We start from the raw sequence: 12,889 nt of genomic DNA on the forward strand, positions 1-12,889 counted from the left end.
GGAAGATGCAGAAAACGCTAATGCGGAAAGAGCGAGCGGTACCCTCATGAAGTCCTCCGAATCCACGACGTACAGCGCGCAAACACAATTTGTTTCATGGGCGACGGACTTCGCAAACGCGCGGTCCGGGGATACTTCGTGCCACTGTTAGGCAACCTCGATGCCATCGCATGAATCCAGGGCGATCGGCCGAACACGAGCCCCTCTTCCGGGCCCGTGGACGGGAACGTCCGCGGCCCCGGACGGCTCCGTCCAGCGGACACTTCCTGTCGTTCGGGCGCAAGATCTCCAGCCTGCAGCACATGATGCGGTCGTGACACGATATTTTCCTCGATAGGTCCAAAGCGCGCCAGCCAGTGTTCGTGCGAGCGAAGCCCCGCAATTCTCAATCGCGGACTCCATACCTTCGACGAAGAGCGAATTTCGCTTTTTGCCCGAAAGAGAAGCTATAGGTCACCGCCCGCGAATGGGCAACGTGCAAAGGAAACTTTACGACCTCGTGCACGTGGAGCGATTGCCGGTAAGACGCGAAGCCGGCCGCGACCGCCTTCTTTAAATCGCTTTAAGCTCACTGTCTTCGCGCAATGCACATCGTTCTTCATTTCAAATCACTATGTGCAGTCACCGTGCACACCTGAATGGATTCTGCACGCGGGCGACACCGCAATCGTCGATCGAACGTGTCGACAGAACAATGGCACGCCTCCTGCTCGATATCCGTTCGCGCGCCGCGGATCTCGGCGGGGCGGTGGAGACGCCAAATCATGAACGATGTCACAACGAGCTTCGCACCGGAACGAATGGTTGGTGAGACGACTCCTAAATCAACGCGTGCTCCGGTCCTTTTTCAGACGGAGAAGGGTGAGCACCTTTCTCGAGTGCTCGCGCGGATCGTACGGCAGCCCCCGCTGCGATACGAAGAGGCCTGCGCACTCTATCTAGAGGAGATCGAAAAGAGGGTGCACGCGGGCTTGGTTTCGCGAGGCCTCATTCGCGAGATCTTGGAATACCAACTAACGACAGGCGGTAAACGTATGCGTGCCGTCCTTCCGGTGTGGGTTTGCGTGAACCTCGGAGGTGAAGCGGAGGCTGCTTTCGATTTCGCCGTCGCATTGGAGTTGCTGCACAACGCGTCGGTCGTGCTCGACGATATCGAAGATGGAGATCACGTCCGACGAGGGCGTCCGGCCGTATGGTCGCAATGGGGAACGTCTCACGCCATTACGGCAGGCACCACATTGATCTTCGAGGCGCTCGTCAGCCTGGGGCGAGCTCGATCCATGGCCAGCGTTCTCGGTGCCATGGCAACGGATTTGGTGCGCCTCACCGAAGGGCAAACGATGGACGTGCAACTCGCGGCCGGAGCGCTCGCTCCATCTCGCTCCACCTGGATGGATATGGCGCGGGGGAAGACGGGAATGTTCTTTTCGACGTGCCTGCGAGCGGGCGTTGCTGCTGCGCACGGAGACGATGCGGAATTGATCGAGGCGGCAGCAACGTACGGGGCCGACATTGGACTCCTCTTTCAGGTTCAGGACGACCTTCTCGACTTGACGGGAAACAAGGGGCGCGACCTGCGAGGAGCCGATTTGATCGAAGGGAAACCTTCCTTTCCCATGCTTTGGGCCTATGAACACGCGAGCCTTGCGGCACTCGCGCCGCTCCAAGAGGTGATGCATCTGCCCCGCGAGCAGCGCACCCCCGAGAAGGTCGCGGCGGCCGTCGATGTATTGCACGCCGTCGGCGCGGTCGATGCAACCGCGCGCTGGCTGGGCGACGCGAAACGGGCAGTGGAGAGACATCCACTTACCCGTGCCCTGCCGGGTTGGGCGGAAAGGATTCTCGCCCCGGTTGCCCACTGCCTTCCCTGACCTGTCCAAGCGACACGCATCCACGAGGCGACATGACGACGACGATGATGAATGTGACGACGACCCACATCCGGCGCACCCCCGCGGCGAACGAGCTCGCGTTCGGGGAAGACCTCGAAGCATCGCTCGCGCGCCTCCGGGGGCTCCAAGCGGCGGAGGGGATCCCGAGTTACGAAACGCGCATTCATCGCTTGAAGCGATTGAAGAGTGCCCTGCTCGTTCGGAAACACGAGATTGCCGCAGCGGTCTCACGCGATTTCGGTCATCGATCGCGGCACGAAAGCTTGATGGCCGAGGTGTTTTTCACACTTCGAGCCATCGACTACACGATAAGCCATTTGCACGGCTGGATGAAGGTGCGACGCCGGCCCGTCAGCTGGCTCTTTCCCATGGGGCGCGCGTGCGTCGCCTACCAGCCGCTGGGCGTGGTCGGGATCATTTCCCCGTGGAACTATCCCGTCCATCTCGCCTTGGCACCGCTCGCGACGGCCATCGCCGCGGGCAATCGGGTCATGTTGAAGCCTTCGGAGCTGACCCCGACGACGTCGCGCTTGCTCGAAGAGCTGCTCATGGAAGCCCTGGGGCCCGAGGTGGCGAGCGTCATCACGGGAGGGCCGGCTACCGGTGCGGCGTTTGCGCGTCTGCCGTTCGACCATCTCTTTTTCACGGGTTCCACGCGGGTGGCCCGGCTCATTTTGCGGGACGCGGCCGAGCATTTGACCCCCGCGACGTTGGAGCTCGGGGGGAAGTCGCCGGCCATCATCGGAAAGGATTTTCCCTCCGAAAAGGCCGCCGGCCGCATCATGACGGGAAAGCTCTTCAACGCGGGGCAGACGTGCCTCGCACCGGATCATGCGCTGGTCCCCGCCGGCAGGATGGGCGAGTTCGTCGCCGCGTGTTGCCAAGCGGTGGCCGCGATGTATCCGTCGCTCACCGGGAACGACGATTACACCTCGATCATCAACGACGACCATTACCGTCGCCTCGAGTCCTACGTCGCCGACGCGCGCGCCCGCGGTGCCGATGTCATCGAAATCAATCCACAGGCCGAAGCGCCCGATCGGGTGGGGAGGAAATTCTTCCCCACGCTGATCGCGAACGCCACACCGGAGATGCTCGTCATGAAGGAGGAAATCTTCGGACCCATTTTGCCCATCATGAGCTACGCGTCTCTGTCGGAGGCCATTGCCTTCGTCAACGCGAACCCGCGCCCCCTCGCGCTCTATTACTTCGGTTACGACGGGCGCGACATCGACGAGGTGATCAATTCGACGATGTCCGGCGGTGTGACCATCAACGAGACGTGCCTTCACGCGGCATTGGACGATTTGCCCTTCGGCGGCGTCGGGCCGAGCGGCATGGGCGAGTACCACGCCTTCGAAGGATTCGAGACCTTCTCGAAGAAGCGCGCCATCTTCCGTCAGGGTCCCATCGATACGGGCCGCTTCCTGCGTCCACCCTTTGCCGGCGCCGTCGACCGCGCCTTGAACCTCATGTTGGGGCGTTGAGAAAACCGATGCCGAACGACATGCTCGAAGGAGCCGTATCACTCGTGACCGGAGGCGCCCAGGGTATCGGCTGGGCCATCGCGCAGGCGTTCGCCGATCACGGTGCACGCGTGCACGTTTGCGATATTTCCGAAGCCGCCATTGCGCGGGCCCAGGCGTCGCTCGTCGAGGCCCCGTGGGGAAGCCGGATCACCATCCATCGATGTGACGTAAGCCAGCGCAACGAGGTGGAACGCCTCATCGAGACCATCGTCGCGCGCGACGGGCGCATCGACGTGCTGGTGAACAATGCCGCATTCATTCGGTGCAAGCCGATTGACGAGCTGACCATCGACGAGGCCGAGGCGAGCATGCGCGTCGCCTACAATGGAATGGTCTACACCGTGAAGTCGGTTTTGCCGGCGATGCGTGCACGAGGCAGTGGGTACGTGGTCAATCTCGGCTCGTCGGCCGGTCGCATTCAACTCGGCCAAACGTCGACGGCTTACGCGGCGACCAAGGCGGCCATCGAAGCCTACACACGCGAGCTGCAGGTCGAGCTCGAAGGCTCCGGCGTTTCGGCGATCTTGATCCGGCCGGGCGCGGTGGCGGGAACGACCTTCTTTGGCGAGCACGTTCCCTGGTCGCGCATGCCGCGGGCATCGGATTTCATACCGGTTCTTCTCCCGCCCAACGTGGCCGAGGCCGTGGTCCACGCGATCCAGCGTCGCCAATTGGTGATGGACGTGCCGTCGTACCTGCCGTGGGTTTATCTCTTCTTCGACTTGGCACCGCGATTGTTCCGGCGGCTCCTCGCCGTGGGCGGCGGCAGCCAACGCGATCACGGTGCCGCGGCATGGCGTTACGAGGGAAACGATCGTGAGGTGCGACGATGAGCGCGGCCCCCGAATCCGCGCCGTCGCTCGACGAATGGCTGGCCATGCCGCGCTCGGAGATCGCCGCCGTGATCGCACCGCGGCGCTTGTCGATGATGTATTGGATCGACGGTACGCGACGGCACTATTTGCTTTCGTCGCCGGCGCTCGATGGAAAGATTGCCGACTTCGACGATTATGCGCGCCGCACGTCGGAGGCCTACGTCCGCGTCTACGACCTGCTCTTCGAGCTAGGCGTCGGCTCGGTCATGACGACGCTCCTCTATCCACCGAATTTCCAACGGGGAGCATCCTACGTCAAAAAGGCCATGGCGCTCACCGAAGCGATGCTCCTCGAAGAGCCCTTCAAGAGCCTCTATGCGCGCTGGAATACCAAAGTACGCCTGTTCGGCGATTATCGAACATCGCCCCATGCGGCCTCGGCACGTTCCACGCTCGAACGGGTGCAGCAGGCCCTCGTGCAATCGACGCCAACCGGATCGAGGGCGCTCTATTTCGGTTATTGCGCCGGCTCGTTCAACGAGGAAATGCTCGTCCGCGCGGCGACTCTCCAGCAGTCGCTCGGACGCACTCCGACGGAAGAAGAAGTGCGCGCCGCGTGTTATCCCGATGGACCGGGGAATATCGATATCTTCGTCACCTCGGGCTGGCTGCGGGTCGGGCTCGTCCTTCCTCCCCTCCTCGATGCGGGCAAAACCGATTTGTATGCCCTTTCCCACCTTGCACTCGACGTGCACGAAGAATCATTGCGACGAATTCTCCATGATCATCTATTTTCCCGCTGGGCGGGTCGCGAGGACGACGCTATCTATGGTCCTGCGGACGTTCGCGCGCTGAAGCGCTATTACGATACGCACCAAAGATGCCTCGTGGGTACGGGGCACTTGGTCGGACCGGGCATCTGGCACCCGGACCACGATCATCATCCACGTACGTCCGTGCCGATCCCGAGCATCGATCGCGCGCGGGCGCTCTGGCACTTCATTCGAACCAACAAGGAGCGAATCCATGAGTATGTCCAACGTCTCCGTCACGCCTAGTGGCTGCCCGATGCATCAGGTGAGTGAAGCCGATTTGAGCATCAAGAATCTCATCATGAAGCGCGAGCTCCACGCCGATCCGTCGGGCTTTTTCCGCACTCTGCGCGAGACCGATCCGCTGCACTGGGATCCGGACATGAATGCGTGGATGGCGACGACGTACGAAGCGGCATTGGCCATTCTGAAGGATCCGCGCGTCGGTTCGATGCCCACCAAGTCGCTGGAGGAGGCCCGCAAGCAGGGCGGAGCCGAGGCCGAGCGCTTCTACCATCTGCTCTCCAAGAACATTCTCTTCATGAATCCGCCGGAGCACACCCGGTTGCGAAAATTGATCAATGCCGGGTTCAAACCGAGCGTCCTGCAGAAGATGAGGCAGGTCACGCGCGAGCTCACCCATGCCATCATGGACAGGGTCCAGCCGACGGGGAAGATGGACGTGGTGGCGGATTTGTCTCGCCCCATTCCGGCCATGATCATCGCACGGCTGCTCGGTGCGCCCGACGGCGATCACGATCGCTTCCGCAAATGGGGCGATGCCGCCGTCGAATTGATTCAAATGGTGAGCATCGAGGACGAGCGGTTCATGCCGCTCCTGCGCAAAGGGCTCGAGTATTACGATTACATGGGAGGGCTCATCAAACGCTTTCGCGCGGCGCCGGGCGAAGGATTTCTCCACGAGCTCATCGCCGCGGTGGATGCGGACCCGAACCTCGATGACGAAGATCTCATCGCCAATTCGCGGGCCATTCTGACCGGAGGCCACCAGACCACCGCCGATGCCATCGGTGCGGGCCTCTATATCCTGCTCAAGCACCCCGAGCAGCTGAAAATGCTCCGTGAGGATCCGTCGCTGATGCCGGCGGCGGTCGAAGAGCTCATGCGCTTTTTGAGCCCCGTCGTCCTGCATCCACGGCGCGCGATGGAGGATATGGAGCTGCAAGGCAAGAGCATCAAAAAAGGGCAGATCATTTTCGCGGTGCCGGCGGCCGCCAATCGCGATCCGAAAGCCTTTCCCGACCCGGAGAAATTCGATATCACGCGGGCCAAGAAGCTCAATTTGGCATTTGGGCAATCGGTTCACTATTGCGTGGGTGCGCCCCTCGCTCGCATCGAGCTGGAGGAGACATATTCCGTCGTTCTCGAACGGCTGCCGGATCTCCAGATCGATGGGGACGTGGACTGGTTTTTCCGCTTTCCGATGCGCGGATTGAACAAATTCAACGTGACGTTCTGAACGAGCGACTCCATGACGACGAACGACCACGCCCCTACGCGTTCCTGGCGCCCTTATCTCGATACCGAGATTCGGCGCCTCCTGCTCCTCGAGCTTCCCTTCATGGTGCCCTCCCCTTACGACGCGGCGTGGCTCGGGCGCCTTACCGATGGGGGCGGCGCGCCCTCGTACCCGCAGATGCTTCCATGGTTGCTTACGCAACAACATGCCGATGGTAGCTGGGGGAGCGACGCCTTCTTTCTGCCTGACCGCGTGCTCACCACCCTGAGCGTGGTCAATTTCCTGGCTTCCCGCGCCGATGCGCCGCGTGAGGCCCAGGAGCGCGGGGAAGGCTTTCTCCGGCGGCGCGCGGGTGAGCTGCGCGCCGACGACGACTTGACCGTGGGCTTCGAGCTGCTGCTGCCCGCGCACGTCGCGGAGGCGCGGCGGCTCGGGCTCGCCGTCGATCACCTCTCGTGGGACTTCATCGATCGAGCGGCAAAAAAGAAGCGCGCGCAGCTTTCCACGGAACGCCTGCTCGCGCCGACGAGGGATTGCCTTCGTCCGGAGAATACGGCGCTCTTCTCCTTGGAGGCCTTCGTCGGCGACCTGCCCGACCTCGAAAGCGCCGCGCATCGCATTCTGCGGCGCGATGGTTCGGTGTGGACGTCGCCGTCCGCGACCGCGGCACTCATGACCCGCGTGCCCAATTGGTCGGCGCGATTCCCGGCAACGCGCGCGTACCTCGACGCCGCACTCACCATGTGTGGCGGGCTGCCGCCGAACTTCGCCCCGTACCAGTACATGATGCGCGGCTGGATTGCCTATTACCTGTTTCACGGCGGGTGCTGGCCGCAGCATCGGACGCACGTCCGGCACCATCTCGATTTCCTTCGGGCAGCGTGGGGCCCGAACGGAATCGGGAGCGACGAAGGAATTCCGCCCGACGCCGACGACTCGGCCATGTCCATCTTCCTCACCTCGCAGTCGGACACGCCGCTCGATTTCACACCGCTGCTCGCCTTCGAGCGGGACGATCGATTCCTCGATTATAGTTACGGCGGCCACTCGGTCTCGACGAATCTCCACGTTCTCGAGGCGAGTGCCTCCTTTCCCGAGCCGCACCGGCAGCGGATTCGGGACAAGATTGTCGCCCATCTGCTCTCCGTGCGGCAAGAAGGCGCGTGGTGGAACGACCGCTGGAACGTGTCGCCGCACTATTCGACCAGCAATGCGCTCATTGCCATTGGCCCTCTGGCGAACGAACCGATGCGCGCGACCGTCCGCTGGGTGCTCGAGTCGCAACATGACTCCGGCGGATGGGGCTTTCTCGGCGAGCCGACCCGCGAAGAAACCGCGATGGAGCTCCTGGCGCTCACCGTGGCGCGAAATAGCTGGGCACCGGAGATTCCCGAAACAGCGCTCCATCGCGCGGCGAGGTTCCTCGCGTCACGCGAAACGAGTGGAACGGGTCACTTCCGCGAACCGGCCTTGTGGAAATCGAAAGTGCTGTATGCGCCCATTCCGTTCGTGCGCGCAGCGCTCTTGGGCGCCCTCACACGGTACATCGAGTCGTTCGGAGAGGCGCACCTGCCGCCGCCGCCGCCAGTAGGTCTCTTGTGATGCAAACGAGCATCGGAAAGCGAAACAAACGATGAGCCTTTCGATTGGAATCGACGCCATTGCCCTCGGCGTGCCCCGGGGTTACGTTCAATTGACCGATCTCGCCGAAGCGCGCGGCGTCCCGCCCGAGAAATACCGAGATGGGCTGGGCGTGGAGCAAATGGCCGTCGCCGCAGCCGACGAAGACGCGGTAGCCCTCGCCGCCAATGCCGCGCGACGAGCCTTGAGCGTCTCGCGCACCAAGCCCGCGGATATCGGTCTTTGCATCGTCGGCACCGAAACGGCGGTCGACCACTCCAAGCCGGTTGCCGCCTTCCTCCACGGCCTTGCCGGCCTCCCGCCGTCGTGCCGCGTATTCGAAACGAAGCACGCCTGCTTCGGCGGTACGGCGGGGCTCTTGAATGCCATCGACTGGATTGCCTCCGGTTCGGCACGCGGTCGCGCCGCCATGGTCATCTGCACCGACATTGCGCGTTACCAGCTTCGTTCGGCCGCGGAACCGACGCAGGGTGCAGGAGCGGTGGCCATGATCGTGCGCGAGTCGCCCCGCTTGCTCGCGTTCGACGTGGGGCGAAACGGCTCGTACTCGCGCGACGTTCACGACTTCTGGCGGCCTCTCCACGCAAAGGAGGGAATCGTCGACGGGCACTTCTCGGTCGATTGTTACCTCGCCGCGCTCGAAGGTGCCTATCGCGAGTGGCTCTCGCTCCAAACGGCGAAGGACGAAGCGCCCGTGCGCGCTTGCTACCACGTGCCGTACGGGAAGATGTCGCGCAAGGCCCACCGGCATCGCAAGCAGATCGACGGCCTGACCAAGGAGCAAGCCGACGCCAGCTTCGAGAGCGAGGTGGGCTCTTCGCTGATACTGCCCAACAAAATCGGCAATGCGTACACCGCATCGCTCTATCTCTCGCTTGCCTCGCTCCTTCATCACGAGGCAACCGACATCGAACGAAAGCGCATTACCCTTTTCAGCTACGGCTCGGGCTGCGTCGCGGAGTTCTTCAGCGGGCGCGTGGTCGAAGGTGCTGCGGCATGGGCGCGTGAACTTCGCATCGACGAACCGCTGAACGATCGCACGCGACTCACGGTCGAGCAGTACGAACGGGTGCGCGGCTTGGACACGCAGGCCGATCCTCGCTTTCCGGATGGACAGCCGAAGCCCGTGCTGAACGGCGGGCGCGTCAAATTCTTGGGCGTCGATTCGGGCGAGCGCCGCGTTTATGGCTGACAACCGATGGGGTATCGCGCTGGCGGTGTCGCTCGGCGCACTGTTGGAGGTCATCGATACGAGCATCGTCAATGTGGCGCTGCCCGAAATGGAGACCTCTCTGGGCGCCACGCTCAGTGAAGTGAGTTGGGTCGTCACGAGCTACGTCGTCGCGAACGTGATCATCCTCACGCTCGCCGCGTGGTTGGGAGACACCTTCGGCAAAAAGCGATACTTCATTTTCTCTTTGGTGGCCTTCACCGCAGCGTCCGTCGCCTGCGGTCTCGCGGTCAATCTGCCCATGCTGATCGCCGCGCGCGTGGTGCAGGGGCTCTGCGGCGGCGGCCTTCTGACCAAAGCGCAATCGCTGCTCTTTCAGACATTCACCAAAAAAGAAGACCAAGCGATGGCGCAGGGGCTATTCGGGACCATCGTCATCGCTGGTCCCGCCATCGGCCCCACCTTGGGCGGCTGGCTCGTGACGCATGCGGGCTGGCGGTGGATCTTCTTCGTCAATCTGCCCGTGGGCATCATTGCCACGTTCCTATGCGTGGCCTTCTTGCCGGCCGACGATTCGACGGGGCATGCGAAAACCAAGGTGGACTGGGTCGCCGTGGGGCTTCTGACCATGGGGCTCGGCAGCTTCCAGGTCGTGCTCGAAGAAGGGCAGTCGCACGATTGGCTGGAATCGCCCTTCGTCCGCAGGTTCGCAATCTGCGCGGCCATCGGGTTGGCCGTCTTCGTCTGGCGCGTGCTCACCTCTCCACGACCCATCGTCGATTTGCGCGTCCTCCGGCATCGCGCGCTCTGGGCCGGGAGCATTCTCTCGGTGGTCGTGGGCATCGGCCTTTATGGGACGCTTTTCGCGATACCCATCTTCGCACAGGAGATCCTTCACTTCACCGCGGAGCAGACGGGAATGCTCCTGATCCCCGGCGCGCTCGTGTCCGCGTTCGCCATGCCGATCGCGGCAAAGCTGATTGCCAAATTCGACGTACGAATATTGCTCGTCGGCGGCATATTCTTACTTGGCTATGCGCTCTACGATTTGAGCTACCTGAGTCCACTCACGGGCGAGAAAGATCTTTTCTGGCCGCTCATCGTTCGGGCCTTCGCCATCGCGCTGGTCTTCCTTCCGCTGAACATGGCCACCCTCGGTTCGCTCCCGCCCAAGGACATACCGGCGGCCTCGGGCATCTTCAGCCTCACGCGGCAGCTCGGCGCAAGCATCGGCGTGGCGTCCCTCACGACCATCCTCGTGCAACGGCATGCCTTTCACCGCGCGGTTCTCGTGGAGAAGCTCGTGGCGGGAACGCCGGAAACCGTGGCTCACTTGGATATCATGGCGGCCAACCTCGTGACCCGTGGGTCCGATTTGGTGAAGGCGCATCAGAGCGCGCTGGCCATTCTCGATCGACGGGTCGACGTGCAGGCCGCGGTCATGAGCTTCGGCGACACGTTCTGGCTCACCCTCGTCTTGTTCGCCGTGACATTGCCACTCGTTCTTTTGCTCGGAAAGGCCGGGGGTGCTTCGGCGGGCCCCGCCCACTGACATGCATATGCCCCCCAGGAATAGGTCAGGAAACATGCAATTCGATTCGAACGTGGCGCGCGGGCGCGGAAAAATCATATTGCTTGGCGAGCACGCGGTGGTCTATGGCGCCCCTGCGCTGGCCGTGGCCATCGAGCGAGGCGCGTCCGCGACCGCGCGCCCGAGCCTCGGAGGCATAAGCCGGCTTCGGATTCCCAGCTACGGACTCGACACCGTGGAAGAAGGGCCGTGCGATCATGGCCGCGCTTTTGGAGCGCTGGTGCGTGCCACGAAGCTCGCGGCATCGATGGAGGTGGAGGCCGATGTGGAGCTCCCCGGCGGCGGTGGCCTCGGATCGTCGGCGGCACTCGGCGTCGCCGTGGCGCGTGCACTCGACCCCCACGCGGGCCCCGATGTCATCGCGGCCCGCGTCATGGCTTGGGAGCGCGTCTTCCACGGCAATGCGAGCGGAGTGGACGCCGCCATCTCGGCGCGGGGAGGCTGCATCCTCTTTCGACGGGGCGCGGCCATCGAGCCCGTGCACCTCCGCGCGGCACTCACGGTTTGCGTCGGCTACTCGGGGGCCGCGGCAAGCACGAAGGCCATGATCGAATCCGTCATTCGCCTGCGAGAACGCCATGCCGGCCTGGTCGACGCCGCATTCGACGCGATCCCCGCGCTCGTGCATCGCGCACACGATGCCATTCGGACCATGGATCTCGCCACCTTGGGCCGGCTCATGAACGAGAACCATGAATGGCTCGCAAGGCTTCGGTTGTCGACGCCGCAGATTGAACGCTTGCGTGCTCTCGCCCACGCACAAGATGCATTCGGCGCCAAGCTGACGGGCTCCGGCGGCGGAGGCTGCGTGGTGGCGCTGGTCGAAGGTCCTTTGCACGCGAGCCGTGTGCTCGATGCTTGGCAATTGGCCGGCTTCGACGCCTTTTCCGCGCACATTCTCCCGCCCCCGCCGGTCACAGAGATTCACGAGGTGGCGTCGTGAATCGCGCAGCGCGAGCCATCGCCCATTCGAACATTGCCCTCTCGAAATATTGGGGAAAGCGTCCCGACGCGTACAACTCCCCGGCCGTGCCGAGCCTCTCGGTCACCCTCGAAGGGCTGGCAACCCATACCCGCGTCGAGTTCCGCGATGACATCGATGCAGACCGACTGGTGGTGAATGGCCGCGAGGAACGTGGCCGCGGCATCGAGCGGGCCGCGGCTCTTCTCGATGGCCTGCGCCGTGAGGCGGGCATCACCGCGCGAGCGTCGATCGATTCGGTCAATGATTTCCCCACCGCGAGTGGGCTGGCCTCGAGCGCCTCGGGCTTCGCGGCCCTTGCGGTCGCCGCGGTGGGTGCGGCCGGCGTCGATTGGGACCTGGCGCGCACGAGCGAGCTTGCACGCCTCGGATCCACCAGTGCCTCCCGCAGCGTGTTCGGCGGCTTCGTCGAGCTCGACGCCGGCGCCTCCAGGGCGCATCCGCTTTTTCCGCGCGATCACCTGCCGCTCGTCGTCTTGGTGTGCGTGGCCGACGAAGGGCCGAAGGCCGTCGCGTCGCACGACGGAATGCGCATCACCATGCAGAAAAGCCCCTACGCCCGAGCATGGCTCGAGGAGGCGCCGCGGCTTCATGCGCGGCTGCGGGATGCACTTCGCGCGCGCGACTTCGCCGGCGTGGGCGAGCTCGCCGAGGCGAGTGCCCTGGCGATGCATGCGAGCGCGATGGCCGCGGGCATCGTCTATTGGAACGCCGTCACCCTGGATGCCCTCGCCACCGTGCGTGCGCTGAGGGCCGAGGGAACACTGGTCTACGCGACCATGGACGCAGGGCCCCACGTGAAGGTGCTCGTACGCCCGGAAGACGTGGCGCACGTGCGCCCGCGCATGGCGGCTTCGCGCGGTGTGGTTCGCATCATCGAAGCAAAGCCCGGGGGAAACGCAGAACTCGTTCCGTCCTCGTGAATCGCCGACAACTGGTTGTGAGAGGTCCCAAATGGCCAAAACGTCTCGTATGC

At 63.5% G+C, this 12,889-nt stretch carries 10 protein-coding genes; all 10 read left to right on the forward strand.

The genetic code is table 11. The features are described 5' to 3' along the window. The first annotated feature begins 1,034 nt into the window (after positions 1 to 1,034). Genes LZC95_34245 through mvaD form a run of 10 tightly spaced genes read left to right on the forward strand, consistent with a single transcriptional unit; the run spans position 1,035 to position 12,836 of the window. Positions 1,035 to 1,871: a polyprenyl synthetase family protein gene (locus LZC95_34245; protein ID WXA91506.1), complete on the forward strand. Its 837-nt coding sequence runs from the start codon at positions 1,035 to 1,037 to the stop codon at positions 1,869 to 1,871. Positions 1,872 to 1,903: 32 nt separating this feature from the next. After that, positions 1,904 to 3,379 (forward strand): coniferyl aldehyde dehydrogenase, encoded by a 1,476-nt coding sequence (locus tag LZC95_34250; protein ID WXA91507.1) that lies wholly within the window; start codon positions 1,904 to 1,906, stop codon positions 3,377 to 3,379. Positions 3,380 to 3,387: 8 nt separating this feature from the next. Continuing rightward, positions 3,388 to 4,254, forward strand: a complete 867-nt coding sequence (locus tag LZC95_34255) for an SDR family oxidoreductase (GenBank protein ID WXA91508.1) — start codon at positions 3,388 to 3,390, stop codon at positions 4,252 to 4,254. Then, on the forward strand, positions 4,251 to 5,294 hold the full coding sequence (locus LZC95_34260) for a hypothetical protein (protein WXA91509.1): 1,044 nt from the start codon (positions 4,251 to 4,253) through the stop codon (positions 5,292 to 5,294). Before LZC95_34255 ends, LZC95_34260 begins: the two co-directional genes overlap by 4 nt. Beyond that, on the forward strand, positions 5,263 to 6,528 hold the full coding sequence (locus LZC95_34265) for a cytochrome P450 (protein ID WXA91510.1): 1,266 nt from the start codon (positions 5,263 to 5,265) through the stop codon (positions 6,526 to 6,528). Before LZC95_34260 ends, LZC95_34265 begins: the two co-directional genes overlap by 32 nt. 12 nt (positions 6,529 to 6,540) lie before the next feature. Continuing rightward, positions 6,541 to 8,130 (forward strand): hypothetical protein, encoded by a 1,590-nt coding sequence (locus tag LZC95_34270; protein WXA91511.1) that lies wholly within the window; start codon positions 6,541 to 6,543, stop codon positions 8,128 to 8,130. Between the two features lie 31 nt (positions 8,131 to 8,161). After that, positions 8,162 to 9,361, forward strand: coding sequence for a hydroxymethylglutaryl-CoA synthase (locus LZC95_34275; GenBank protein ID WXA91512.1), 1,200 nt, complete (start codon positions 8,162 to 8,164; stop codon positions 9,359 to 9,361). Continuing rightward, positions 9,354 to 10,892 (forward strand): DHA2 family efflux MFS transporter permease subunit, encoded by a 1,539-nt coding sequence (locus tag LZC95_34280; GenBank protein WXA91513.1) that lies wholly within the window; start codon positions 9,354 to 9,356, stop codon positions 10,890 to 10,892. Before LZC95_34275 ends, LZC95_34280 begins: the two co-directional genes overlap by 8 nt. Positions 10,893 to 10,926: 34 nt before the next feature. Next, the gene (mvk, locus tag LZC95_34285; GenBank protein WXA91514.1) at positions 10,927 to 11,874 is read left to right on the forward strand and encodes a mevalonate kinase; all 948 of its coding nucleotides are present in this window, start codon (positions 10,927 to 10,929) and stop codon (positions 11,872 to 11,874) included. Beyond that, positions 11,871 to 12,836: a diphosphomevalonate decarboxylase gene (gene mvaD / locus LZC95_34290; protein ID WXA91515.1), complete on the forward strand. Its 966-nt coding sequence runs from the start codon at positions 11,871 to 11,873 to the stop codon at positions 12,834 to 12,836. The genes mvk and mvaD overlap by 4 nt, the downstream gene beginning before the upstream one ends. The last annotated feature ends 53 nt before the right edge of the window (positions 12,837 to 12,889 follow it).

The sequence above is a fragment of the Sorangiineae bacterium MSr12523 genome, assembly GCA_037157775.1.
Classification (GTDB): domain Bacteria; phylum Myxococcota_A; class Polyangia; order Polyangiales; family Polyangiaceae; genus Pendulispora; species Pendulispora brunnea.

What these genes read in the sequence shown, in the direction of transcription:
- LZC95_34245 (WXA91506.1), top strand. Translation starts at nt 1,035, where the DNA reads ATGCGTGCCGTCCTTCCGGTGTGGGTTTGCGTGAACCTCGGAGGTGAA.
- LZC95_34250 (WXA91507.1), top strand. Translation starts at nt 1,904, where the DNA reads ATGACGACGACGATGATGAATGTGACGACGACCCACATCCGGCGCACC.
- LZC95_34255 (WXA91508.1), top strand. Translation starts at nt 3,388, where the DNA reads ATGCCGAACGACATGCTCGAAGGAGCCGTATCACTCGTGACCGGAGGC.
- LZC95_34260 (WXA91509.1), top strand. Translation starts at nt 4,251, where the DNA reads ATGAGCGCGGCCCCCGAATCCGCGCCGTCGCTCGACGAATGGCTGGCC.
- LZC95_34265 (WXA91510.1), top strand. Translation starts at nt 5,263, where the DNA reads ATGAGTATGTCCAACGTCTCCGTCACGCCTAGTGGCTGCCCGATGCAT.
- LZC95_34270 (WXA91511.1), top strand. Translation starts at nt 6,541, where the DNA reads ATGACGACGAACGACCACGCCCCTACGCGTTCCTGGCGCCCTTATCTC.
- LZC95_34275 (WXA91512.1), top strand. Translation starts at nt 8,162, where the DNA reads ATGAGCCTTTCGATTGGAATCGACGCCATTGCCCTCGGCGTGCCCCGG.
- LZC95_34280 (WXA91513.1), top strand. Translation starts at nt 9,354, where the DNA reads ATGGCTGACAACCGATGGGGTATCGCGCTGGCGGTGTCGCTCGGCGCA.
- mvk (WXA91514.1), top strand. Translation starts at nt 10,927, where the DNA reads ATGCAATTCGATTCGAACGTGGCGCGCGGGCGCGGAAAAATCATATTG.